This window comes from bacterium (genome assembly GCA_035307765.1).
GTDB lineage: Bacteria > Sysuimicrobiota > Sysuimicrobiia > Sysuimicrobiales > Segetimicrobiaceae > Segetimicrobium.
In genome coordinates, this window is the sequence record DATGHU010000044.1 from 134,846 (window position 1) to 158,726 (window position 23,881).

Consider the following 23,881-nt stretch of genomic DNA (forward strand, 5'->3'; position numbering starts at 1 on the left):
CAACTCTAATGTCGTATGTGATGCTATTCTGTGCACCGGGGGCTGGGGGTCGTTCCCTGGCGGGGTCGGAAATGGACCACCCCGGGCACATCTTCACGGCCCGGGGTGATTTGGGTCCAACACTGGAGGGGTGAGGAGTTACGCCGCCGAGCTTCTCCTTGGGCTGGGAGTCGCCCTCCGAGCTCGACCGCGGGGCGCCGGATGCGGTCTTGCGAGCGCGATCCGGTGTTGCTCCCACAGCGCTTCGAGTTGGGCCGTAAGCTTACTGATCTCAGCCCGGTCGGTCGCCGTCAGCCCAGGAAGCTTGCCCCAGAGTGCCTGGCGGCGTTCCGCGACCCTCCGGATCTTCGCCAAGATCGGCGATTCGACCGTGGCTCGCTTGGCTTTCATCGTCGGCAGCAGGCGTCTCAAGGCGTGACCGGATGGGATCTACACCCGAGAAGTCAGCGCGGCATCAATGCGCCTCTTGAGCTGTTCCTTGGGCATATAGCCGACGATGCGCTCGACCAATTCCCCCTTGTTGAAGATGCCAAGGGTCGGAATGCTCATCACGTTGTATTTGGCGGCCACCCCACCGTTCTCATCCACGTCGAGCTTGAGGACCTTGAGTTTCCCGACGTATTCCCCGGCGAGATCCTCTACGATCGGAGCGATCATCTTGCACGGTCCGCACCAGGCAGCCCAAAAATCGACCAGCACCGGGGTCGTGGACTTGAGCACCTCATTTTCGAACGTCTGTTCGGTAACCGCCTGAGTTCCACCAGCCATGGATGATGCCTCCTACTCGTTTGCTTACCGCCTCTGGTGAACCGCCCCTCACCTTGTTTTATTCCCCCCTTAGCCGCCTCTCATGCGTTGGGCGATTTTCCGGGTCCGGGCCTCGTGCGGGGGTTATGACAGCCTGAACGCCGCGGCGGCGGCGAGGATCGCGAGGATGACCATCCCTCCGGAACCCAGACAGCCGGTCCGGCGGCCCATGGCCGTTCGGCCTGCTCCCCCCGTGCCGGCGGCGGGGGCCCGCAGCGACAGGCGGGTCGCGATCTTGAACTCGCGCACGGCCTCCCCGACGCGTCCCTGCTGCTTGTAGACGACCCCCAGGTTTTGATGGGCGATCCAGTAATCCGGATCCATGGAGATCGCCTTTTGGTACTGTGCGATCGCCTCGTCGAGCTGCCGGCGCTCGCGGTAGACGTTGCCGAGGTTGCTGTGCGCGGGTGCGTAGGTGGGATCGAGTTGGATGGCGCGCGTGAATTCGCCGGCGGCGGCGTCCCACTGCTTCTTGTGGACATACACGATTCCAACCTTGCTGTGAGCCAGCGCGGACGTTGGGGCGGCCGCCGCGGCGCGGAGAAATGCCTGGAGCGCGCCGTCCAAGTCGCCGGCGGTCAGCTTCGCCTCACCTTCGGCAATGATCGAACCGGGATCCTCAGGATTCATCACGTGTGAATGTCCCACTCCGCACGCTCCACGACGCCGGAGCGAGGGATCTCAGCGGCGGGGCGGCGGATCGAGCCTAATGGGTTTCGGAGGGGGGTTGCGAGGTTCCTTTCTGCCCGCGCCGTTCAGGCGGTTGACCGCTCCTCCATCACCCCTGACCACAGCGGCAGGTCCTCAACCGTTTCATCGACGTCGCGGTCCAGCGCGGCGTCCGCGAGCGCCTGCGCGGCCTGCGGCCAGAATAGATCCTCGGCTCCGCGCGCGCTGAGCTCGATTCGCGCGACGCGATACGCGTGCAGGAGCGCCCGCACCTCGAGATACGGGCCCACGCACTCCTCGTCGACGTCATGGTAGCCGTTGATCTGCGACACGACGTCTGGATCGGCGCAGTGGATCACCACGCGGCGCGATCCCAACCGGCGTGAGTGCCAGAGCGCGTAGATGATGCCACGAAACGCGGCCAGGCTGCGCCGGCTGACCCCCGGGAGTGCCCGGCCGATCTTGCGCAGTGCCCGGCCGTGCGGATCGACAAACACCACGCCCATGCCGGTTCGACCACCCAGGGGCTCCGCGGCGGCGACGTACGCGTGCAGTGTTGTGGGGCCCATCCGCTTACGCCACGAGCTCCAGGGCCGCGGTCATGATGAGGAGGGTGGCGAGGAGCGCGATCTTCACCCCCACCAACTCGCGGTCGTCCTGAAGCTTCTCCCAAAGCGTCTTCGGGCCGCTGGGCGCAACGCACGGCGTGAGGGATTTTCCGCAAAACAGCCACGGTTCGATGCTTGGTCGGTCCCCGCCGGTCACGATCCGCGCCTCCGCCGCGCGTCGAGTCGGTCGGGCCCGTACATGAGTGATCCGGCGGCGGGGCCGACCCCGAGTCCCCGGTAGGCTGGCGGCTGTTACGCCCATGCGTGCACCTCCTGGTAGGCGCGAAGAACCCCGACCACGCGCCCAATGACTTGGAACTCGCGACGGATTGGTCGATAGGCCGGATTCTCAGGCATGAGGACCGGCGCTTGCTGGTCCATCGCCAGACGCTTCACGGTGGCCTCATCCCCCAGAAGCGCGACCACGATGTCCCCGGTCGTCGCACGGGGTTGGGGACGGACGACGACCAAGTCGCCCTGAAGAATGCCCGCTCCGATCATGCTATCCCCCCGGACGCGCAGCATGAAACATCCCCGCACGTCTCCGAACAGTTCGGGAGGAACATCTACACGCTCGTCTGTCTGTTCCTCCGCCAGGGATGGCTGCCCGGCCGAAACCCGGCCGACGAGGGGGAGCGTGATGCTGTTCCCGGTCTGGACGAGGGATTTGTCCATGATCTCAAGCGCCCTCATGCGATCCCCGTTGCGCCTGATACAGCCTTTGTGCTCCAAGGCGGCCAGATGCTGGTGAACGGTGGATGGCGATCGCAGGCCGAGCGCGGAGCCGATCTCCCGGACCGACGGGGCGTAGCCTTTGTCCCTCACCTGATGAACGAGGTACTCGAGGATTTGCTGTTGCCGCGCCGTCAGCCTACGCTGCGCCACCTGCGGTCACCCCCTCCGGACCTCGACCTGGATTAATGCCCTGACCCTTCGCTGCTTCCATTATATCGAACATCTGTACGCATTCAATGACCGATATACACGAACAAATGTACGATAGCATGAGAATTCGTGGGATTAGCAAGCCTCCTCGCTCCCACGCGCAATTGCGGGCTCAAGCTCGTCCGCAAGCGGCCGAGCGCTGAGAATTTACCCTCCAGAGAGGAGCCGCCGGCGCGGGCATGAAGTTTCCCCTGGCGGCAGCGCAGGGGGGGCGGGGAGAGATGTCGGTCGAGGTTCGCGATCCTCGAATTGTGTCGGTGGTTGGGGCGGCTTCGGCTTCCGAGGTTGAGCGTATCGGGACGGGCTTTCAGTTCACGGAAGGGCCTGTCTGGCATCCCCTGGAGCGGTTTCTTCTCTTCACCGACATTTCGGGGGACTGCATCTGGCGGTGGAGCGAGGAAGGCGGCGCGCAGGCCTTCCGGACGCCGAGCCACATGGCCAACGGGCTGACCTACGACCGACAGGGCCGGCTCATCGCGTGCGAGCACGCGACCAGCCGGGTGACCCGAACCGAACGCGACGGAGCGATCACGGTCCTGGCGAGCCGCTACGAAGGGAAGGAGCTCAACAGCCCGAACGACGTCGTGGTGCAAAGCGACGGGGCGATCTATTTCACCGATCCCCCGTATGGACGAATGGCGCCGCATGGAGTCCCGCGTCCGCAGCAGCTGAGCTTTCAGGGCGTGTATCGGATCGCGCCGGGGGACGGTGCCCTGCGGCTCCTCTGCGCCGACTTCGACCGGCCGAACGGCTTGTGCCTCTCCCTTGATGAGCGCCGTTTGTTCGTGAACGACAGCGGGCGCAACCACATCCGGGTTTTCGGTCTTGATGCGGGGACCCTGACGGGGGGTCGGGTGTGGGCGGAGACCGTCGGCGAGGGCGGGGGAGTGCCCGACGGGATGAAGATCGACAGCGAAGGCTATCTCTACTCCTGCGGGCCCGGAGGCCTCCACGTGTTTGATCCGGACGGCACTTGCCTGGGGGTGATCGGGGTGCCGGAAACGCCGGCGAACTTCACCTGGGGCGGCGCCGATCTGCGCTCTCTGTTCATCGCCGCGTGCACCTCCGTGTATCGCATCCGGGTTCGCGTGCCGGGACGGTCCGTCTTCTGATCCGAGGCCCGATCGGCCGGGACGAGGAAGGGAGAGGAGGGCGGCGCGCGCGGATCAACGCGGCCAGTTCGGCCCGACGCGCTGCTCGGGATGCCCGGGACCGCCCGGGTGATCGATCCCTCCATAGCCTCGAAGAGCCGATGCCCGTGTGGCCCGGACGGTCTCACATCGTCAGCGCTCTGAGCGGCCGGGCCGGGCCAGGAACTCAGTGGTTGACTGACCTCCTTCCTCACGAGCTCACCGCCACTCTCGGCGCGCCCCGCGCTGGTCCCGGAGCGCGCGGGCGAGGCCTCTCCCGTGCGCGCGCTTGGGGTGGGAGGGGTGCCCCCGGCCCGGAGAGAAAGCCCTTGCGGGAGTCAGGGATGCGCGCGAACGACCCTGGCAGGACTCTCGATACCGGGAACCTGTGCAGTGGAGGTGGCGAGGGATGAGAGCAAAGGTGCGGTCTGGCGTTGCGTTCCTTCTCGCGATCACTGTGGTGGGGAGCATCCTCATTGGGGGTGTGGTCGCCCCGGGCATCGCCGCCGGGCCGCCGACCATCAAGCCTAAGAACCCGCCGTACCGGATTGATCTGGCGAACTCTTTCATCGGCAACACGTGGCGCATCGAGATGGAGAACCTGTTCAAGGCGGGGGTGCAGATGCCCCCGTACAAGGGTCTGGTGAAGGCCGAGGTGTTTAACTCGGGGAACAACGTCCCCGCCCAGATCCAGCAGATGGACAATCTGATCACGTCAAAGGTGGACGCGATCGTCATCAACGCGGCGTCTCCCACGGGCCTCAACGGCGTGATCGGCCAGGCCTGCGCGGCGGGGATCCTGGTGGTTTCGTACGACAACGTCGTCACCGCACCGTGCGCGGTGAAAGTCAACACCGATCAGTTCAAGTTTGGCGAGCAACTGGCCGAGTTCATCGTCAAGGAGCTGAACGGGAAGGGGAACGTGGTGATGGACACGGGGGTGCCCGGCACCCACGTCGATGAACAGCGGAACGCCGGCGCCGACAGTGTCTGGAAGAAGAACCCGGGGATCAAGGTGCTCACCCGCTTCAGCGGGATGTGGGACTCGGCGACATCCGAGCAGAAGATTGCCCCGCTGCTCTCCACCTTCCCGAAGATCGACGGCGTCTGGGCGCAGGGTGGGACGGATGGGGTGATCAACGCGTTCATCAAGGCCCACCGCAAGCTGCCGGTGATCGCCGGCGAGGCGGAGAACGGGTTTCGGGTGGCGATGGTGAAATACAAGAGCCAAGGCTTCCGCGGTCTCTCCATCGGCCAGCCGCCCTTTCTCGTGCTGATCTCCCTTGCGCTGGCGGTGGAGGTGTTGCAGGGGAAGCGAAAGGCGGAGGACATCACGATTCCGTTCCCGGTCGTCACCTCGGACGACGTCAAAGAGGGGGCGACGGCGTTCCCGAAGCTGCCGAGCAGTTTCTTCGATGATTTTACCGGCGCCGACGCGCCCATCTGCGTCGAGGCCGCGCAGACCGGCAAGCCCTGTTCGGGGGAGTTGAAGATCCGGCTCCCGTAGACTCCCACAGGGTGGGTGATCGCGACCGGCCCGCACGGCCCTCCGGCCGTGCGGGTCGGTCGCGCTATCGCCATCGAGGTCCCGATGCCGTACCTTGAAGCCGTCGCCATCTCTAAGTCCTTCGGGGGCGTTCACGCCCTGCAGGAGGCGTCGTTTGACGCCGACCGCGGCGAGGTGCACGCGCTCGTCGGTGAGAACGGCGCCGGCAAGAGTACGCTGATCAAGATCCTGAGCGGGCTGCTGCGGCTCGACCGGGGCCGGATCCGGCTGGATGGTCGGGACGTCCGGATCGACCGGCCGGCGGCGGCGCAACGTCTCGGCATCGGCACGGTGTTTCAGGAGCTGACGCTGCTCCCCCACATGACCGTCGCCGAGAATCTGATGCTCCGCCGCGAGCCGCGGGGGCGCCTGGGGCTGATCCGCCCCCGCGCGCTGGTGCGCGACGCGGCGCGCCTGCTGATGGACCTGGGACTTCCGCAGATCAGTGTGGATGCCACCGTCGGCAGCCTTCCGCTCGCCCAGCGTCAGCTGGTCGAGATCGCCAAAGTCGTCTCCCGCTCGCCCGGGATCCTCCTCTTCGACGAGCCGACTTCGGCGTTGACCGAACGTGAGGTGGCGTGGCTGTTCGACCTGATCCGGCGTCTCAGAGGCGAGGGGCGGATGATCGTATTCACCTCCCACCGCTGGAACGAGGTCCGGGACCTCTCCGATCGCATCACGATCTTTCGAAACGGCCAGCGCGTCGGCACCTTTGCCGCGGCGGCCATCGATGAGGACCGCGCGGTGGAGCTGATGACGGGCCGGCACCTCAGCGCCATGTTCCCTCCGCTGCCGGCCGTGGGGACCTCCGAGCCCGTCCTCGCCGCCCGGGGGCTGGCGGCGGGCCGGGTGCGCGACGTCGGGTTCACCGTCCTGGGCGGGGAGATCCTCGGCATCGGCGGCCTTCAGGGTCAGGGCCAGCGGGATCTCTTCTTGGCGCTGTTCGGCGCGCAGCGTCTTCGCGCCGGAACGATCGCCGTCCGGGGGCGGACGGTGACGATCCGCCACCCCCGCGACGCCATCGGCGCCGGGATCGGAATCGCCCTCGTGCCGGAGGACCGAAAGGCGGAAGGGCTGCTCCTGCCGATGTCGGTGCGGCAAAACATGACCCTGCCCGTGCTCACCGACCTCAGCCGGGTCGGTTATCTGGATCTGGCGGCCGAGACGAAGGTCGTCGATGGAATGATCCGGCAGCTCGATATCCGCACCCCGGGGCCCGATCAGGCCGTGGAAACCCTATCCGGCGGAAATCAGCAAAAAGTGCTGATCGGCCGCTGGCTGCTCACAAAAGCGGTGGCGCTGCTCCTCTACGATGTGACACGCGGCGTGGACGTGGCCACGAAGCACGATATCTACGAACTCGTGGCGTCGCTCAGCGCCGATGGGCGGGCGATCCTGTACTACTCGAGCGACACCGCGGAGATGGCACACCTCTGCCACCGCGTTCTCGTGATGCGCGAAGGGCGGGTCGCCGCCGAGCTCCGCCGGCCGGACATCACCGCCGACGCGTTGGTGCGCGCCTCGCTCCAGGTGGGGGCGGAGGCCCCGGCGTGAGCGCCGCCGAGCTCCGGGGCAGCGCGGCGGGGGGGAGTTGCCTCAGGCGCTACGCGGCCCGCAACGCCTCGCTCGTCCTCAGTTACCTTGTGCTGGCGGTGATGGGCCTGTACTACGTCAGCTATGCTCTGGGCCACGGCCAGCTGTCGGTGTTTTCAGTTACCTCGGTGTTCAATAACACGATGCCGTTGTTGATTGCGGCGATCGGCCAAACCTTCGTTGTGCTCACCGGGGGTATCGACCTGTCGGTCGGCTCGATCATCAGCCTCACCAACAGCCTCGCCGCGGTGTACATGAAGGACACGCTGAGCAGCAGCCTGGGGTGGTCGGGGCTCATCCTGCTGGTCGGGTCCGCGGCGGGGGCGGTGAACGGCCTACTCGTCGCGGTCGGACGAATCCAGCCGATCCTGGTGACGCTGGCCAGCCTCTCCATCTGGGCCGGCGCCGCCCTGTTCGTGCTGCCGCAGCCGGGGGGCGCCATCCCGCCGGGGTTCACCGCGGTGCTCGCCGGGAACGCCTGGAACGTCGTGCCGGCGTCGGCGGTGACGCTGCTCGTGCTCATCGGGTTCTGGATGCTTTTCCGGCGGACCGGCCTGGCCGTCGCCTTGTACGCCGTTGGCGACGACGAGCGCAGCGCACGCGCGAACGGGGTGCCCGTGGTGGCGGCGAAGATCGCCGCCTACGCGTTGTCCGGGCTGTTTGCCGCGCTGGCGGGATTGTATCTCTCCGCGGTGACGACCTCCGGAGACGCCACGACCGGAGCCGTCTACACGCTCACCTCGATCGCCGCGGTCGTCCTGGGGGGGGTGAGCCTCTTCGGCGGGCGGGGCAGCGCCGCGGGGAGCATGGCGGGGGCATTCGTCCTGACGCTGATCGTGAACATCCTGTTCTTCGCCAACATCAACCCCCTGCTGCAGGAGTTCTTCCAGGGACTGGTGTTGATCCTGGCGATGGCGGCGAGCGTGCTGGTGAATCTCCTCCTGGGGCGCGCGGGGTAGGAGCGGCGATGGCCGGACGGCCCAACGCGACCGCCGAGCGCCCCCTCCGGTTCGCCGACCCGGTCCGGCGGAGCATCGTGCTGACCTTTGGGGCGGCGGTGCTCCTCTTCCTCATCGGCGGGGTGATTCAGCCGGGGTTCCTCCGGCTGGCCAATGTGTTCTCGGTATTGGTGGTGGCCTCGTTCACCGGGTTTGTCGCCGCGGGACAGTCGCTGGTCATCCTGACGGGGGGGATCGATCTCTCCGTGGCCTGGGTCATCAACGCGGGCGGCGTGATGCTGACGTCGCTGGCGGCCGGCAGCGACCTCAACGCGGCGTGGGTGGTGCCGGCCACCTTGTGCATGGGCCTGGCGGTCGGAGCCGTGAACGGGTTGGGGATCATTTTGCTGGAAGTTCCTCCGGTGGTGATGACCTTGGGCATGAACGGGGTGATGCAGGGCCTGGTGCTCGGGCTCACCAACGGGTTCACCAGCAGCGGGGCGAAGGCGTACGCTCCCCGCGCGGTCAGCCAGGTGGTGAACGGGGTGCTTCCCGGCGGTGTGCCGGTCCAGCTGCTGCTGTGGGTGGCGCTCGCCGCGGCGCTCTGGGTCGTGCTCAGTCGGCTGACCTTCGGGCGCTGGGTCTACGCCTTGGGGAACAATCCCGTCGCGGCGTACCTGGCGGGCGGCAGCACGCGCCGGATCACGGTCACCGTCTACGCGCTGGGGGGCGGGTTCAGCGCGCTCACCGGCATCATCCTCGCCGGCTACGCCGGCCAGGCGACGCTGGGGGCCGGGGATCCCTATCTCTTCGCCAGCATCGCCGCCGTGGTCATCGGCGGGACGTCGATCCTGGGGGGAACGGGGCACTACTTCGGCACGATCGCCGGCGCGATGATCCTCACCGTGCTCACCGATGTTTTGACGCTGCTGAGCATCCCCGAGGCCGGCCGCAGCGTCCTGTACGGCTTCGCGATCCTCGCAGCCCTGCTGCTCTACGGGCGGCAGCCAGAGGAAGCCTAGGAGGCGGGGCGCCCGTCCGACGCCCCGAGAGGAGCCAGCGGGAGATGGATCAACGAGAGGCCGCGGGTGGAGCGGGTTCCATCGCAGACGTCCTGGCGGAGTATCCGGTCATCGACTTAACCGTGACCAACGGGGAGCGCTGGCCGTGTTGGTGGCCGATGCAGATGCCGTTTCAGCAGAAGGTGTGGAACTGGTTCGCGGAGTCGGGCGCGCCGGCGCCCGTCCACGCGTACATGGGCCCCGTCCAGGTCCGCTGGATCACCCTCGACGACCACTGCGGCATCCACGTCGACGCGCCCAGCCACTTCGTTCCCCCCGCCGACTCCGGGCTTCCCCACGCCGGGCTGCTCGGGCGGCAGACCGGCGTGCAAATCTCGCTCACCGACTTGATGGGGCCGGCCGCGGTAGTGGACGTGACCGAGTTGATCGGCGCGGGGGGCCCCGGGGTGAGCCCGTGGATCACCCCGGACCATCTGCGGGCGTGGGAGGCGCGGCAGGGTCCTCTCCGCAGCGGGGAGATCGTGCTCCTGCACACCGGGTGGGACCGGTACTACCAACCCTGGCCGGCGGGGCGGGCGTACGCGTTCGATCCCGTCGTCACCCGAGCCGGCCCGGGATGGCCGGCCCCGCGCGCGGCGGCGATCGACTACATGCGCGGGCGCGGGATCACGACTCTCGGCATCGATGCGCCGAGCATCGGCGCGGCGCACGATGCGCTCTCCCCGCACTACACCGGACTCGAACACGGCATGCGTTACGTGGAGAATCTCTCCGGCCTCGACCAGCTTGCCCCCCGGGGCGCCTACTTTATCTTTCTCCCACTGAAGGTCGAGGGCGCCTCCGGATGTCCGGGGCGGGCGATTGGGATGCGCCGGCGTCGGGCATGACGGCGGCGACGGCGCGTGAGGAGGATCGGCGTGAAGATCACGTACCTCGGCCACGCCGCGGTCTGCTGCGGAGCGGCCCCACCGCGATCCTGGTCGATCCCTATAACGAGAAGGTCGGATACCCCGTGCCGCGGGTCGACGCATCGGTGGTGCTCGATGATGAGCTGGCGCTGACCGGCCGCGAGGATGGAGCGGTCGCCGCCAAAAGAGGGGCGCGTCGGCGTGAAGCTTGATTGCGCGCTCGCCATGGACGCCTTGGAGGACGTGCCGGACATCGCCCGCGCCGCCGAGGCGGTGGGCTTTCAGGGGTTGTGGGCCAACGACACCAAACACAATCCCTTCGTCACGCTCGCCGTGGCGGCGCAGCACACGACGCGCCTGGAGCTGGCCACCGGCGTGGCCGCCGCGTTCGCGCGGAGCCCCATGGTGGTCGCGCAGACGGCGTGGGATCTCTCGCGGCTCTCCGGGGGGCGGTTCCTGCTGGGGCTCGGGACCCAGGTGCGGGCGCACATCGAGCGTCGGTTCGGCATGCCCTGGGATCCGCCGGCGCCCAAGCTGCGCGAGTACGTCCAGGTGCTCCGGGCGGTCTGGCGGACGTGGCAGGAAGGCACGCCGCTGCGGGTCGAGGGGACGTACTATCGGATCAACCTGATGGGCCCCTTCTTCGATCCGGGCCGGAACCCGCACCCGCGGATCCCCATCTTTATCGCCGGCGTGAACCGCCTGCTCTGCCGGTTGGCGGGAGAGGTGGGGGACGGATTCGTCGTGCACCCGCTGCATTCCGTCACCTACCTGCGAGAGTTCGTCCTCCCGCATCTGGCCGAGGGACTCGCCCGCTCGGGGCGGTCCCGCGGCGACGTGCAGCTCTACGCCCCGGTGTTCATCGCGCCCGGGAACACTTCCGCCGAGGTGGACGCGGCGGTCGCGCGGGCGCGGGCGCGGATGGCGTTCTACGGCTCGACCCCGACGTACCGGCCTCTGCTGGACGTTTTGGGGTACGGGGACGTCGCGGATCGGCTCCACCGACTGGTGCGGGAACGGCGGCCGGAGGAGCTCGCCGCGCAGCTGCCGGACGCGGTGGTCGACGCCGTCGTCCTCCGCGGGGGCTACGAGGAAGTCGGGCGGGCGCTCCGCGCCCGATACGCGGGGCTGGTCGATCGGGTCGCGTCCTACTGGCCGTTCACGCCCGCAGACCGAGTGGGGTGGACACGGATGGTGGAGGCGTTCCACCGGACCTAATCGGCACGGGGGAGCGGGGGCGCGCGCGGGCATGGGCGTCGATCGGCCTCAATATCTCTACCTGACGACGACGGGGCGGAAAACCGGCCTGCCGCGCGAGATCGAGATCTGGTTCGTCGAGGCGGGGGGCGTGCTGTACGTGCTCGCCGAGGGGTTTCACGACGCGCAGTGGGTGAAGAACATCGTGCGCCACCCCCACGTGCGGGTTCGGCTCGGCGATCGAGAGTTCGGCGCCGCGGCCCGCCCGCTCGATCCGACGCGGGACGGTGAAGAGTGGGAGGCGGCGCGGCGCCTCGCCCGGGAGAAGTACGGGTGGGGCGAGGGGTTGCCCGTGCGGATCACGCCCGACCGGGACGAAGTCGCCTAGGGCGGCGTGGCCTCGCGCCAGTTCGCCTTCACCACGGCCAGCGGCTGCGATCCCGGAGTGATCAAGCACTCGTTGGTGGTCGGGAAGTACGGCGGGGCGAACCCGCGGCTCATCCGCGTCTCGAAGGTGAACGCGCGTCCGTACCCCCCGCCATCAGCACGGCCTGGATGACGAGGTTGTTGGGCGCCGAGGGGCCGATCACGATGTCTCCTCCCGAGGAGTAGACTGCCAAGAGGTTCGTCGGGTTCGATGTGGGATCGGAGGGATTCGGCGGCGTCTGATCTTGGATATTCCCGGTGATCGTGACGGTGTCCGACGCCGCGATCGTCGTCTGTTCGTTCTGTCCCAGCGTTCCGCTCAGCGAGTTGATGGCGCCGTTGATGTAGACGATGGTCGCGTTCGCCTCCCCCGGCCCCTGGTAGCCCTTCGGCACGCCGTTTGCGAAAGACACGCGGGGACCGATGGAGGGGCCCCCCAGGAGTGTGCGGGATCTGGTGACGATGGAGCGGGCTGCGATGACTGCGCTTCGGGGTTGCATCCGGGCGGGGCCCCTCTCCCCACCGATGTTCATGCCCCCTTTCACCGGGAGACAGACCTCGCGATCGGATCCGGCGGCGGGCTATCCCGCGTGCGAGGGAGTTGGCTCCCGGGTTGCGGCGAGGTGCCGCCGAAGGTACGGCGATCCGCCCGGGTCTCTTCCGAGCACAGGCGGCGGTCCGGAAGCCCGGGTGGAGCGGTGAACGGGTGGGGGCGATGCGCTAGGGGCGCCACCGGAGGACCGGCTTTCGCGCCGCGGCGACGTCGTCCAGCCGCGTCACCGGCGTTTCGTGCGGGGCCTGCCGGACGATCTCCGGATCGGTTTCGGCCTCCCGGGCGATCGCGATCATCGCCTCGATGAACGCGTCGAGGGTCTGCACGCTTTCGGTTTCGGTCGGCTCGATCATGATCGCCTCTTCGACGATCAACGGGAAGTAGATCGTCGGCGAGTGGAACCCGTAGTCGAGGAGGCGCTTCGCCATGTCCTTTGTGGTGACGTGGTGCCGGTCGCGTTGCCGCCGGCCGGAGAGCACAAATTCGTGCTTGCAGATGCGATCGTAGGGGAGATCGAAGTGGTCGCGGAGCCGGCTGAGCATGTAGTTGGCGTTGAGGACCGCGGTCTCGGAGGCCTCGCGAAGCCCCACGGCGCCCATCGTCCGGATGTACGTGTACGCGCGCACCAGATTGCCGAAGTTGCCGTAGAAGGCGCGGATCTTGCCGATGGTCTTCGGGCGATCGTCGTCGAACGTAAACCGCTGCCCCTCGCGCTCGATGGTGGGGACCGGCAGGTAGGGAACGAGGTGGGCGCGCACCCCCACCGCCCCCGCGCCGGGCCCGCCGCCTCCGTGCGGGGTGGTGAAGGTTTTGTGCAGGTTGAAGTGCATGACGTCAAAGCCTTGGTCGCCCGGCCGGGTGATCCCGAGGATCGCGTTGAAGTTCGCCCCGTCCAGATACAATTGCGCTCCGACGTTGTGGACCGCGCGCGCCACCTCGAGGATCTGCTCCTCGAACAGCCCGAGGGTGTTCGGGTTGGTCAGCATCAGGGCGGCGACCTGCGGGGTGAGCGCGGCCTTGAGCATCTCCAGGTCGATGTTGCCGCGGCGATCGCTTTTCACCTCGACCACCTGGTAGCCGGCGATCGCGGCCGAGGCCGGGTTCGTGCCGTGCGCCGAGTCCGGGACCACGACGGTCGTCCGGCGCTCCCCGCGCTCCTCGAAGTACTTGCCGAGCATGAGCAGGGCCGTCATCTCCCCGTGCGCCCCGGCCGCCGGCTGGAACGTCACCCGATCCATGCCGCTGATCTCGGCAAGATCGTGCTCCAGTTCCCACAGCAGCTGAAGCGCCCCCTGCACGAGCTCCTCCGGCTGATACGGGTGGAGCCGGGCGAACCCGGGTTGCCGCGCCGCGTCCTCGTTGATCTTGGGATTGTACTTCATCGTGCACGATCCGAGCGGGTAAAACCCTTCGTCGATGGAGTAGTTTCGCCGACTGAGCGCCGTATAGTGCCGCACGACGTCCAGCTCGCTGACCTCGGGCAGGGCCGCCGGGCGAGCGCGGCGGTGGGCGGCCGGGATGATCGCGTCGAGGGGAACCGCCGGGACGTCGCTGGGGGGGAGGCTGTAGCCCACCCGGCCGGAGGCGCCCCGTTCGAAGATGATCGGCACGGGCCGCTTCGAGAGCGGGGTCGCCGCCGCCGGCCCGGACGTCCGCGCCGGAGCGCTCATTGCATGGCCTCCAGGTACCCGACCAGCTGGTCGATCTCCTCCCGCGTCCGCGACTCGGTCACGCAGAGGAGCCAGCAGTCGCGCAGTTCAGGATAGAACCGTCCCAGCGGGAGGCCGCCGAGGATCCGGTGGGCGAGCAGCCGGCGGTTGATCTCCTCCGGGTCCACCGGGCAGCGGACGACGAACTCATGGAACGTCGGCGCGGGGAACGCGATCCGGTATCCGGGGAGCGCGGCGATGCGCTGGCGGGCGTAATGGGCCTTCCGGGCGTTCAACTCGGCGACGTCCTGGATGCCCTGGCGGCCGAGCGTGGAGAGGTACACCGCCGCGATCAGCGCGTTGAGCGACTCGTTCGTGCAGATGTTGCTCGTCGCCCGCGCGCGACGAATGTGCTGCTCGCGGGTCTGCAGCGTGAGCACGTACCCCGGTCGTCCCTCGGTGTCCACCGTCCGACCCACCAGGCGTCCGGGGAGCCGGCGGATGAAGGCCTCCCGGGTCGCGATCATGCCGAGATAGGGCCCCCCGAAATTCAGCGCGTTTCCCAGCGGCTGGCCCTCCCCGGTGACGATGTCGGCGCCGGCCTCGCCCGGCGGCTGGATCAGGCCGAGGCAGATGGGATCGGCGATCACGACGACCAGCAGCGCGCCGCGGGCGTGGGCGAGCGCCGCCAACGCCTCCCCCTCCTCCAAGCACCCGAAAAAGTTGGGCGATTGGATGATGAGCGCAGCGGTGTCGTCGGTGAGGGCCTCCCGCACGGCTTGGGGGGTCGTCACCCCGTCCCGGGTGGGGAGATCTTCCACCGAGACTCGGAGGTGGCTCGTGAAGGTCCGCAGCACCCGGCGGTACTCCGGGTGGACGGCGGTGCTGACGAGAACCTGTGCCCGCTTGGTGAGATCGGCGGCCATGCTGGCCGCCTCGCCCGTCGCGCTCGCCCCGTCGTACATGGAGGCGTTGGCCACGTCCATCGCGGTCAGCTCGCACATCAGGGTCTGGTACTCGAAGATCGCCTGGAGCTCCCCCTGCATCAGCTCCGCCTGGTAGGGGGTGTACGCGGTCAGGAATTCGGGTTTGAGCGCGAGGTGGGGGACCGTGCTGGGGACGAAATGGTCGTAGGCGCCCGCGCCCAGAAAGCAGGTCAGCCGGTCGCAGTCGGCGTTGCGGTCGGCCAGCTTTCGCAGGTGGGCGAGCAGGTCGGGGTCCGGCATCGCCGCCGGAAGGTCGAGGGGTCCGCGGAGCCGGACCTCCGCCGGGATGTCGCGAAACAGATCGTCGACGCTCCCGACGCCGATCGACCGCAGCATCCGCTCGCGCTCGGCGGGCGTGACCGGGATGTACTTCACGACCGCTGCTCCCCGATCAGAGCCATGTACGCGTCCGCGTCCATGAGCTGCCGGAGCTCTCCTGGGTCTTTGGGGTCCACGACGAGCATCCACGCCGCCCCGTGGGGATCGGTGTTGATGATCTCGGGTTTCTCAACGACCGCCGCATTGATCTCGACGACCTTACCGGAGACCGGGGCGTAGAGATCGCTCACCGCCTTCACCGACTCCACGACCCCGAAGGTCTGCATGAACGTCACCTCGCTGCCGACCGTCGGCAGCTCGACGTACACCACATCCGAGAGGCGGTCGGCGGCGAACTTCGTGATGCCGATGCGGACGCGCGTGCCCTCCACCTTCGCCCACTCGTGCTCCTTCGAATAACGCAGTTCCTTCGGATACACGTGGCCCTCCCTGGATTGGAACGTTCAGCCGCCCCGCGCCGCCGCACGCGGGCGCGATATCGCTTCGCCCCGCTACGTCCCACCTCCCGCCTGGCGCTTGTAGAAGGGCAGCTTCGTGACCGTCGCCCCCACCCCCCGGCTCCGGATGTCCACGAGGAGGTGCTGCCCCGGTTCGCCGAACGCGGGGGGCACGAATCCCAGACCGATGCTGCGGCCCACCGTCGGGCCGAAGCTCCCGCTGGTCACACGTCCGATTGCCGTCCCGTCCTGCCGCAGCGGGAATCCGTGGCGGGCGATGGTCCGCTCGGCGAGCGCGAAACCGACGAGCTTCCGCGTCACGCCCTCGCTCTTCTGCCGCCGGAGCGCGGGGGCGCCGATGAATTCGCCCTTGGCGAGCTTGACCGTCCACCCCAGGCCGCACTCGAGCGGGGTTGTGGTCTTGTCCATATCGTTGCCGTGGAGGAGGTACCCGCTCTCGAGCCGGAGCGTGTCGCGCGCTCCCAGGCCCGCGGGCCGGGCTCCCGCCTCGAGGATGGCTTCCCACACCGCGACCGCATGGTGGGCTTCGGTGTAGACTTCGAACCCGTCCTCACCCGTGTAGCCGGTCCGGGAGACGAGGGCGGGCCGGCCGGCGACCTCGACGTGGTCGCGGAATGCGTAGTAGGGGATCGGCGCCAGGGGGACGGGGGTCAGCCGCTGCAGGATCTCCTGGGCCCGCGGCCCTTGGAGCGCCAGCAGGGCGATCTCGGCGGTGCGGTCGGTGATCCGCACCTCGCCCACCGTGTGGTCGCGGATCCAGGCGAGGTCCTCCGCCGTGTTCGCCGCGTTGACGACGAGCATCAGGTGGTCGTCCCGCAGCCGGTAGACCAAGAGGTCGTCGATGATCCCCGCGTCGGGCGTGCACATCGGCGTGTACAGAGCCTGGCCGGTCGCCAGCCGCTGCACATCGTTCGTCACCAACTGCTGTACGAGCGGCAGCGCCCCCGCGCCCACCAGGTCGACCTCGCCCATGTGGGAGACGTCGAACAGCCCGGCACGGGTGCGGACCGCTTGATGTTCTTCGATGATCCCCGTGTACTGCACGGGCATCTCCCACCCGCCGAACGGAACCAGGCGCGCGCCCGCGGCGACGTGGGTGGCGTAGAGGGGGGTGCGCTTCAGCGGCTCGTCCATATCATCGCTCCTCCCCCGGCGCTTCGGCTCGTCCCCAGGCGCGCCCGAGACAGGACTGCACCTCACCGTCCTCGATCTGATGGAAGTCCTCGTACGCCTCGCCGACGGCGACGAGCTCGGCCGGCCGCAGGAGGCAGATCACCCGGTCCGCCTCCCCTTCCAACCGGCGGACGGCCTCGGGCGGTCCGACGGGGATGGCCACGGCCACCTCGCGCGCCAGCGCGTGGCGCAGCATCCGGACCGCGGCGATCGCGGTTGCCCCGGTGGCCAGGCCATCGTCAACGAGTACGGCCGACCGATTCCGGAGATCGGGCTCGGGGCGCGACCCCCGGTAGGCGAGGCGCCGGCGGGCGATCTCGGCGATCTGCGCCGTGATTTCCTCGCGGAGGTACTCGTCCGCGATGCGCAGCGTTCGGGTCAGCCGGCGGTCCAGGTAAATCACCCCCTCGCCGGTGACGGCCCCGAAGGCCAGTTCGGGGTTGTTCGGAGCCCGGAGCTTCCGGGGGATGACGACGTCAAGCGGCCAACCGAGGTTCCGGACGATCGCATCCGCCACGACGACGCCTCCTCGGGGGATAGCGAGGACCGTGGACGGCCCAAGCCCCAGCGCGCGCAACTGCCGGGCGAGCTGTTCCCCCGCGTCCCGACGGTCTCGGAACCGCATCGCCGCTCCTTACACGACTTCACCCAAAGGCCGGAGGCCGTGCCGGTGGGTCCGGGTTAGGCGCGGGTCCCCCCGCGGGCGAGCGCCAACGCCTGCCGTTCTTCCTCGGAGAGCGGATAGCTCGAGGCTCCCGCCTCCACCGCCTTGCCGTAGACCCGCGAGCCGTCGCGGCCGGTCAGCACGCTCACGACCACGCCGTTGGCGCGTCCGTCGAGCAGAGCGAGGCTGAAGCTCATATTGCTCCCCATCTCGGCGAAGGGATTGTAGCGGACGATCCCCACCCCCTGCACCGTGCGGGGGAGGGCATCGGCGACCCGCCCGATGCTCTCCTCGAGGATGGTCAGCCGCGCGTTGATCGCGGACACTTCCCGGCGGAGCGATTCCTCCGCCGTCAGCGGTCCGCCCGGCTGCGTGCCCCGGGAGCGGAGGGCCCGGACGAGGGTCACGAGCGCCACCAGGACGCCAAGCGCGGCGAGCGCGATGATCACGATCAGCCACGCTTGAACATCGTTGAGCGCAGTGAACACCGGGACGTCCTCCGAAGTTGTCGGACCCTGATTCTTTGCGGGGGCGAGCGTTCCCTCCGCCGGAGGAAGGCGCCGGGGCGCATCACCCGGTTGCCGCGAGAAACTCCTCCAGGGCGTTCAGGACCTGCTCGGGCGCGTCTTCCTGCAGGAAATGGCTGGCCTCCTCGATCTCACGCGTGACGGCGTGGGGGAGGCGGGCCTGCCACGAGCGCAGGACCTGGGGCGGGAGTACCGGATCCCGCATCCCCCATACCAGGAGGGTGGGGGTGGACGCGAACAGCGTCAGGCGCTCCTCGATCCGTTTCATCTCGGGATACGAAGGGTCGGCGTCGGAGACGGGGATGTCGCGCGACCAGCAGAGCAGCGCGCGGCGGGACGCGGGGGTGGGGAACGGGGCGCGGTAGGCCTGCATCACGGTCGGCGTGAAGCGCTCCGGATGAGCGGTCGTGCCGAGGAGCGCCGGATCCAGGTAGCCGTTCCGCTCGAGCACGAACCGCTCGCCGCGCGCGGAGCGGATGAGCTCGATCAGCCGGGGGAACGGCGCACCGGGCCACGGCGCGGACGCCCAGGTGTTCATCAGGACGAGCCGTTTGATGCGGTCGGGATGGCGGACCGCGACGCCCAAGCCGACCGGCCCCCCCCAATCGTGGACGACCAAGGTGGCGGCGCGCACGTCCAGCGCCAGCACCAGCGCTTCGAGGTTGGCGATGTGGTGGCCCAGCCGGTACGGGTCGGGATGCGCGGGCGCCTCGGATTTGCCCATCCCCATGTGATCCGGCACGATGCACCGCCGGCGGCGCGCCAAGGCCGGAACGAAGGTCCGGTACAGATACCCCCAGGTGGGATCCCCGTGCAGCAGGACGACCGGCTCGCCGGCGCCCTCATCCAGGAAGTGCAGGCGGACGCCGTCGACCGTCAAGTAGCGCGGCGCGAACGGGAACGTTCCCCCAAACGTCTCGTTGCGGATCTCGAGCATGCCCGTTCCAACGGGAAAGGCCCGGGGACCGCCGTGCCGTCCCCGGGCCCGTCCTCTGGCGGTGCTAGAACATGTGGAAGTTGGCGTCGGGGAGCGCCTTGCTCAATCCCTGGGCCAGACGCTGGGCCCACTGGTGCGCCAGCTCCAGCGTGGTGACGCCCGTCCCCGCCGCGTCATCGGGGACCACGGTGATGACGAGCCGGTCGCCGACGAGGATCTCCGCGGCGTTGCCCAGCGGATGGACGGCGACGACCGCGCCGCCCGTGCGGAACTTCGGCGTGCTCAGCACCTCGGTGATCCGCTTCGTGACCTCCACCACCCGATCCCCCGCGGAGTACCCCGCGGCATCGTGCGTGATCTTGAAGGCCCACACCCCTCCGACGGAGATATCGTTCACCTCGGCCATCGCCGGCCGGAGACCGGCGGCGACGGGGCCGACGGCGAGGACGCATGCAAGGACAACACTAAACATGCGATCGGCGCGCATCAAACCTCCCCCTTTCCTGCCTGCAGTGGGCATCGTTCTCTCTCCCTGCCTACTATTCCCTCCTGCCACCCCGCTCAATCACGGCGAGATCCTTACGAGACGCGCACCCCGCTCGGCACGTCCGAATCGGGCGCGAGTAGGACCGCCCGCGTCCCGTCGTTGGCGGCGAGCAGCATCCCCTGCGACTCGACGCCGCGGAGGCGGCGCGGCTGGAGGTTCGCGACCACGACGATCTTCCGGCCGATTAGGGACTCGGGTGCGTATTGCTGGGCGATCCCCGCGACGAGCGTGCGGGTCGACTCCCCGATCTTGATGCGAAGCTCCAGGAGCTTGTCCGCGCCGGCCACCCGCTTCGCCTCGAGCACCTCGGCCACCCGGAGATCGACCTTGTTGAAGTCGTCGATCGTAATCTCGCTCATCGCACCGCCTCCTTTGTCGCTGGAACTCGGGCCGGCCCCATCCGCCGCACGGGCCGACGGCGTTCGCCCGGCACCGGCGCGTCGAGGGGGCGGCGCCGGGCGGGTCTCGATCCTCGGGAAGAGCGGGGCGCCGAGCCGGATGCCCGCCCCCGCGGGAAGCCCGCCCCACACGCGGGCGTCGGCGAACCGCTGCGCGGACAGCGGAGCCGCGATCCCGAGTTGCCCCCACACCCGTTGTGCCGCCGTGGGGAACACCGGGGTGAGCAGGATCGTCGCGATCCGGAGCGCTTCGAGGGTGTTGTACACGATCGCCCCGGCGCGGGCGGAGTTCCCCTCCTTGAGCGCCGTCCACGGGGCCGCTTCGTCGATGTACTTGTTGGCGACCCCCAGGAACCGCCAGATCTCCGCCAACCCCCGCGTGAAATCGAACGTGCCGATCCGCGCATCCGCCGCGTCCGGCACCGCCGCTGCCGCCGCGTGGAGCGCTCCGTCCGGTCCCTGCGGCGCCCCGGGGGCGGGAATCCGCCCGCCGAAGTGGCGGTCGACCAGCGGCAGCGTCCGGTTGAGCAGATTCCCGAAGTCGTTCGCCAGGTCGGCGTTGAACCGGTGGACGAGCGCGGCGTGCGAGTAGTCCCCGTCCTGTCCGAAGGGGACTTCGCGCAGCAGGGTATACCGGAAGGCGTCCGCCGCCACCTCCCACTCCGCCCCGCTCGTGGCGGCGAGGCTTGTGATCTCCGCGATCGGATCGATGAAGTTGCCGCGCGTCTTGCTCATCTTCTCGCCCCCCACCGTCCAGAAGCCGTGCACCCACACCTGCTTGGGGGACGGCAACCCCACCGCCTCGAGGAAGCACGGCCAGATGACCGAGTGAAACCGGTTGATGTCCCGACCGATCAGGTGGTGCGCCTGGGGCCAGAACCGCTGGTACCGCTCCGGGTGGTCCAGGTAGCCGATCGCGGTCACGTAGTTGATGAGGGCCTCGACCCACACGTAGATCGTCTGCGCCGGATCAAACGGCACCGGGATCCCCCACTTGACCGAGAGGCGGCTGACCGCGAGGTCGCGGAGGCCGCCGCGCACGAAGCTCAGCATCTCATTCCGCTGGGTCTCGGGTTGGATGAACTGCGGGTCGCCCTCGATCTTGCGGAGGATCCAGTCCTGGTACTGGCTCAGCCGGAACACGTAATTTTCCTCGGCGGCCCACTCCACGCCGCGCTTGTGAATGGGACACGTCTTTCCCTCGAGCAGTTCGCCTTCGGCGTAATAGGCCTCGCACGACGGGCAGTACCATCCCTCGTAGGTCCCCTTGTAGATCGCCCCCCGCTCGTAGGCGCGCTGAAATAGATGCTGGGCCACGCGGACGTGGCGGGGCTCGGTCGTCCGGATGAAATCGTCGTTCGAGATCCCGAGGCGTTTCCACAGCGCCTGCCACTTTGGGGCGATCAGATCACACCACGCCTGCGCGGACATGCCGGCCTCGCGCGCCCGGCGCTCGATGTTGACCCCGTGCTCATCGGTGCCGGTGAGGAAGAAGACCTCCGCCCCGCATAGGCGCTTCCAGCGGGCGATCGTGTCCGCCGCCATCGTGGTGTAGGTGTGCCCGATGTGCGGCACATCGTTGACGTAGTAGATGGGCGTCGTGACGTAGAAGGGCTCCATCGCCGTCTCCTCAAACAAAACCGCCCCCCGTCCTAGGGACGGGAGGCAGCCGCCTCCGTGGTACCACCCACGTGCGCCCACACACGATGCGGGCCTCACCGGTCCTGGGCCATCAGGCTTGCCGCCCGGGACCTCGGCCTGTCACGCCGGCCGCGCGTCGCCGCCTACTCCGCCGGCCGCACCACGGTCGACGATTCGGCGCGCCGCTCCGGAGCCATGTTCCGCTCGTCGCCTCCGCCGGCTTGCACCCTCCCGGCTCGCTCCCCCACGTTGCGCGGGGTCCGGTCGGCGGTCGAGCTTACTCCCGCTCCATCATCGCATTTCTCATCATGCTACGGTGCGCGCGGGGGAATGTCAAGGTCGCTGGTCCAATACCCGCCCTGGGCAAAGGTCGTCGGCGGCGCGTTGTCGTCGCACCCGGGCGGGAGGGGACTGATCGATGGGACTGCCACGGATCGGATTCATCGGCGTGGGCAAGATGGGGGGACCGATGGTGCGCCGCCTGCTCGCCGCGGGATTCGCGGTCACCGTTCACGACCTCCGCCGCGACGCGGTGGCGGAGGTATGCCGGTCGGGGGCCGCGGCGTCGGACAGCCCCGCCACGGCCGCCGCCGGGGCCGATGTGGTGATCACGATGCTGCCGGACGGCCGCGCCGTGGAGGGCGTCGCGTATGGAGCGCGGGGGCTTCTCGCGGGCCTGCGGTCCGGGCAGACGCTCATCGAGATGACCTCGTCGAGCCCAGGCGTCACTCGCCGTCTCGCGGCCGTCCTCGACCCCCAGGGGATCCGACTGCTCGATGCGCCGGTGTCGGGGGGCGTCCGCGGCGCCGTCGAGGGGACGCTCTGCATCATGGTCGGCGGGCCGGCGGACCTGCTGGAAGCCTGCCGCCCCATCCTGGAGTGTCTCGGCCGCGACCTCGTGCACGTCGGCGACGCCCCGGGGGACGGGGACACGGCGAAGACGATCAACAACTTCCTCTCCGCGACGACCGTGTGGAGCGTCGCGGAGGGCGCGGCGCTGGCGGCGAAGGCCGGCCTCTCGCTGGACCGGGTCATGGCCGCGGTGAACCGATCGACGGGGCGCAGCTACACGACCGAGACGAAGGTGCTGCGCTACATGCTGCCGCGCCAGTTCACCTCCGGGTTCACCGTGGCGCAGTACCTGAAGGATCTCACGATCTGTCTTGAGCTCGCCGGCGAGCTGGGCGTGCCGATGCTGCTGGGGTCGATGCTGCGGCAGGCCTGGCTGCTCGCCGCGCAAGAGGGGATGGCGGAGCAGGACCATACCGCCCTGGTGTGCCTGCTGGAGCGGTGGAGCGGGGTGGGCACGGACCGGCCGCGAGACGGGGCAGGGTGAGTCTCCCCCCGGCGCCGCTCCCTCGGGTCCTCGCGATAGGGCCCGTCAGCCCGGAGGCGGTTAGAATCCGAACGGCAGCGCCAGATACCAGCGCCCGTCGTACTTCTCGAACGCCACGCTCTCCGGATTGAAGCCCGCCTGGGCCCCGTCGCCCGGCTCACCCGCGTCGCTTTCCACGACCGGCGTCCCGTCCGGCTTCGTGACCACAACCACCTGGCCGGCGATGGAGAAGAGCAGGCCGGTCCGCTGGAAGGGCTTCATGTGGAACTGTGGGGCGGCGAGCATCCGCTGCGAGTCACCGAGCACCCACTGGAAGACGCCGATCCCCTCGGGGTAGATCGGCGCATCCTCTTCCATCGCCTTCGCGTAGAGCTTGCCCAGCCCGGCCCCGTCCCGGCGGACCAGCGTGGCGTAGTAGGATTGCAGCACCGCCAGGATCGCCTCGCGGTCCGCGTCGGTCAGGTGCAGGGGCGGTTGGGGGTGGACGTGGACCGTGAAGGCCAGGGTTTTCACGACGCTGGCACCCCGCGATTCTCCCGGCGGGCTGTGGAACCTGGCGACCTCCACCCTTCGAGGTTCTTTGGCGCGGGTTTCGACCGCCACCGTCAAGCCGACCCGGGAATCGCTGGTATACTCCACCTCAAGCTCGTTGTGACCGTCGACGAGGTACTTGCTGATGTACAGGGGGAGGCTGATCGAAATCGCGGCCCCGCTGGCGACCGTGGCGCCGTTGAGGGCGACGCGGTGGAGGTATGCCCCGTCGCTCCAGAGGAACTGGTATTCAGTGGGGTCGGTGCCCGCGGCCGCCGGGAGCGTCAGCAGCAGGACCAGGATGCAGAGCAGGCTCTTCGCGCACGTCGCCGCCATTCTACCCCCCTGTATGC

The 23,881-nt window shown here is 68.7% G+C and carries 26 protein-coding genes; 10 read left to right on the plus strand and 16 right to left on the minus strand.

Annotation, left to right across the window (positions count from 1 at the left end; genetic code table 11):
* Positions 1–429: 429 nt before the first annotated feature.
* From trxA to lexA, 5 genes are all read right to left on the minus strand, one after another.
* The gene (trxA, locus tag VKV57_15325; protein ID HLW61273.1) at positions 430–768 is read right to left on the minus strand and encodes a thioredoxin; all 339 of its coding nucleotides are present in this window, start codon (positions 766–768) and stop codon (positions 430–432) included.
* Positions 769–891: 123 nt separating this feature from the next.
* Positions 892–1,437: a tetratricopeptide repeat protein gene (locus VKV57_15330; protein HLW61274.1), complete on the minus strand. Its 546-nt coding sequence runs from the start codon at positions 1,435–1,437 to the stop codon at positions 892–894.
* Between the two features lie 125 nt (positions 1,438–1,562).
* Entirely contained in the window at positions 1,563–2,045 is a 483-nt protein-coding gene (locus VKV57_15335) for a reverse transcriptase-like protein (protein ID HLW61275.1), read from the minus strand.
* A 4-nt stretch (positions 2,046–2,049) separates the two neighbouring features.
* Complete coding sequence (locus VKV57_15340) at positions 2,050–2,346, minus strand: hypothetical protein (protein HLW61276.1); 297 nt, start codon at positions 2,344–2,346, stop codon at positions 2,050–2,052.
* Positions 2,337–2,969 (minus strand): transcriptional repressor LexA, encoded by a 633-nt coding sequence (gene lexA, locus VKV57_15345; GenBank protein HLW61277.1) that lies wholly within the window; start codon positions 2,967–2,969, stop codon positions 2,337–2,339. The genes VKV57_15340 and lexA overlap by 10 nt, the downstream gene beginning before the upstream one ends.
* 239 nt (positions 2,970–3,208) lie before the next feature.
* Between lexA and VKV57_15350 the strand changes: the two genes are divergently transcribed.
* The 9 genes from VKV57_15350 to VKV57_15390 all read left to right on the plus strand — a co-directional run bounded on the left by VKV57_15350 (position 3,209) and on the right by VKV57_15390 (position 11,751).
* The gene (locus VKV57_15350) at positions 3,209–4,141 is read left to right on the plus strand and encodes an SMP-30/gluconolactonase/LRE family protein (protein HLW61278.1); all 933 of its coding nucleotides are present in this window, start codon (positions 3,209–3,211) and stop codon (positions 4,139–4,141) included.
* 427 nt (positions 4,142–4,568) lie between these two features.
* The gene (locus VKV57_15355) at positions 4,569–5,666 is read left to right on the plus strand and encodes a sugar ABC transporter substrate-binding protein (GenBank protein ID HLW61279.1); all 1,098 of its coding nucleotides are present in this window, start codon (positions 4,569–4,571) and stop codon (positions 5,664–5,666) included.
* Positions 5,667–5,750: 84 nt separating this feature from the next.
* Entirely contained in the window at positions 5,751–7,259 is a 1,509-nt protein-coding gene (locus VKV57_15360) for a sugar ABC transporter ATP-binding protein (protein HLW61280.1), read from the plus strand.
* On the plus strand, positions 7,256–8,257 hold the full coding sequence (locus VKV57_15365; protein HLW61281.1) for an ABC transporter permease: 1,002 nt from the start codon (positions 7,256–7,258) through the stop codon (positions 8,255–8,257). Before VKV57_15360 ends, VKV57_15365 begins: the two co-directional genes overlap by 4 nt.
* An 8-nt stretch (positions 8,258–8,265) precedes the next feature.
* On the plus strand, positions 8,266–9,258 hold the full coding sequence (locus VKV57_15370) for an ABC transporter permease (GenBank protein HLW61282.1): 993 nt from the start codon (positions 8,266–8,268) through the stop codon (positions 9,256–9,258).
* 44 nt (positions 9,259–9,302) lie between these two features.
* Positions 9,303–10,145 carry a cyclase family protein gene (locus VKV57_15375; GenBank protein HLW61283.1) on the plus strand — a complete coding sequence of 281 codons (843 nt, stop codon included), beginning with the start codon at positions 9,303–9,305 and terminating at the stop codon, positions 10,143–10,145.
* Positions 10,142–10,378 (plus strand): hypothetical protein, encoded by a 237-nt coding sequence (locus tag VKV57_15380; protein ID HLW61284.1) that lies wholly within the window; start codon positions 10,142–10,144, stop codon positions 10,376–10,378. Before VKV57_15375 ends, VKV57_15380 begins: the two co-directional genes overlap by 4 nt.
* Positions 10,368–11,384, plus strand: coding sequence for a TIGR03617 family F420-dependent LLM class oxidoreductase (locus VKV57_15385; protein ID HLW61285.1), 1,017 nt, complete (start codon positions 10,368–10,370; stop codon positions 11,382–11,384). Before VKV57_15380 ends, VKV57_15385 begins: the two co-directional genes overlap by 11 nt.
* Before the next feature lie 31 nt (positions 11,385–11,415).
* Positions 11,416–11,751: a nitroreductase family deazaflavin-dependent oxidoreductase gene (locus VKV57_15390; protein HLW61286.1), complete on the plus strand. Its 336-nt coding sequence runs from the start codon at positions 11,416–11,418 to the stop codon at positions 11,749–11,751.
* Between the two features lie 109 nt (positions 11,752–11,860).
* On the opposite strand, the gene VKV57_15395 is transcribed toward VKV57_15390, so the two are convergent.
* From VKV57_15395 to metG, 10 genes are all read right to left on the minus strand, one after another.
* Positions 11,861–12,202, minus strand: a complete 342-nt coding sequence (locus VKV57_15395) for a hypothetical protein (protein ID HLW61287.1) — start codon at positions 12,200–12,202, stop codon at positions 11,861–11,863.
* Positions 12,203–12,509: 307 nt separating this feature from the next.
* Positions 12,510–14,012, minus strand: a complete 1,503-nt coding sequence (gcvPB, locus tag VKV57_15400; GenBank protein ID HLW61288.1) for an aminomethyl-transferring glycine dehydrogenase subunit GcvPB — start codon at positions 14,010–14,012, stop codon at positions 12,510–12,512.
* Positions 14,009–15,352: an aminomethyl-transferring glycine dehydrogenase subunit GcvPA gene (gene gcvPA / locus VKV57_15405; protein ID HLW61289.1), complete on the minus strand. Its 1,344-nt coding sequence runs from the start codon at positions 15,350–15,352 to the stop codon at positions 14,009–14,011. Before gcvPA ends, gcvPB begins: the two co-directional genes overlap by 4 nt.
* The gene (gcvH, locus tag VKV57_15410) at positions 15,349–15,735 is read right to left on the minus strand and encodes a glycine cleavage system protein GcvH (GenBank protein ID HLW61290.1); all 387 of its coding nucleotides are present in this window, start codon (positions 15,733–15,735) and stop codon (positions 15,349–15,351) included. The genes gcvPA and gcvH overlap by 4 nt, the downstream gene beginning before the upstream one ends.
* Positions 15,736–15,807: 72 nt before the next feature.
* Positions 15,808–16,908 (minus strand): glycine cleavage system aminomethyltransferase GcvT, encoded by a 1,101-nt coding sequence (gene gcvT, locus VKV57_15415; protein HLW61291.1) that lies wholly within the window; start codon positions 16,906–16,908, stop codon positions 15,808–15,810.
* A 1-nt stretch (position 16,909) separates the two neighbouring features.
* Entirely contained in the window at positions 16,910–17,572 is a 663-nt protein-coding gene (locus tag VKV57_15420; protein HLW61292.1) for a phosphoribosyltransferase family protein, read from the minus strand.
* A gap of 56 nt (positions 17,573–17,628) precedes the next feature.
* Positions 17,629–18,099 carry a DUF4446 family protein gene (locus tag VKV57_15425; GenBank protein HLW61293.1) on the minus strand — a complete coding sequence of 157 codons (471 nt, stop codon included), beginning with the start codon at positions 18,097–18,099 and terminating at the stop codon, positions 17,629–17,631.
* Between the two features lie 82 nt (positions 18,100–18,181).
* Positions 18,182–19,075, minus strand: a complete 894-nt coding sequence (locus VKV57_15430; protein HLW61294.1) for an alpha/beta fold hydrolase — start codon at positions 19,073–19,075, stop codon at positions 18,182–18,184.
* Positions 19,076–19,139: 64 nt separating this feature from the next.
* Positions 19,140–19,562 carry a hypothetical protein gene (locus VKV57_15435; GenBank protein ID HLW61295.1) on the minus strand — a complete coding sequence of 141 codons (423 nt, stop codon included), beginning with the start codon at positions 19,560–19,562 and terminating at the stop codon, positions 19,140–19,142.
* Between the two features lie 92 nt (positions 19,563–19,654).
* Positions 19,655–21,640: a methionine--tRNA ligase gene (metG, locus tag VKV57_15440; protein HLW61296.1), complete on the minus strand. Its 1,986-nt coding sequence runs from the start codon at positions 21,638–21,640 to the stop codon at positions 19,655–19,657.
* A gap of 439 nt (positions 21,641–22,079) precedes the next feature.
* On the opposite strand from metG, the gene VKV57_15445 reads away from it, so the two are divergent.
* Positions 22,080–22,997 carry an NAD(P)-dependent oxidoreductase gene (locus tag VKV57_15445; protein ID HLW61297.1) on the plus strand — a complete coding sequence of 306 codons (918 nt, stop codon included), beginning with the start codon at positions 22,080–22,082 and terminating at the stop codon, positions 22,995–22,997.
* Between the two features lie 60 nt (positions 22,998–23,057).
* Here VKV57_15445 and VKV57_15450 read toward each other — a convergent pair whose 3' ends face one another.
* Positions 23,058–23,864, minus strand: a complete 807-nt coding sequence (locus tag VKV57_15450) for a hypothetical protein (protein HLW61298.1) — start codon at positions 23,862–23,864, stop codon at positions 23,058–23,060.
* Positions 23,865–23,881 lie beyond the last annotated feature (17 nt).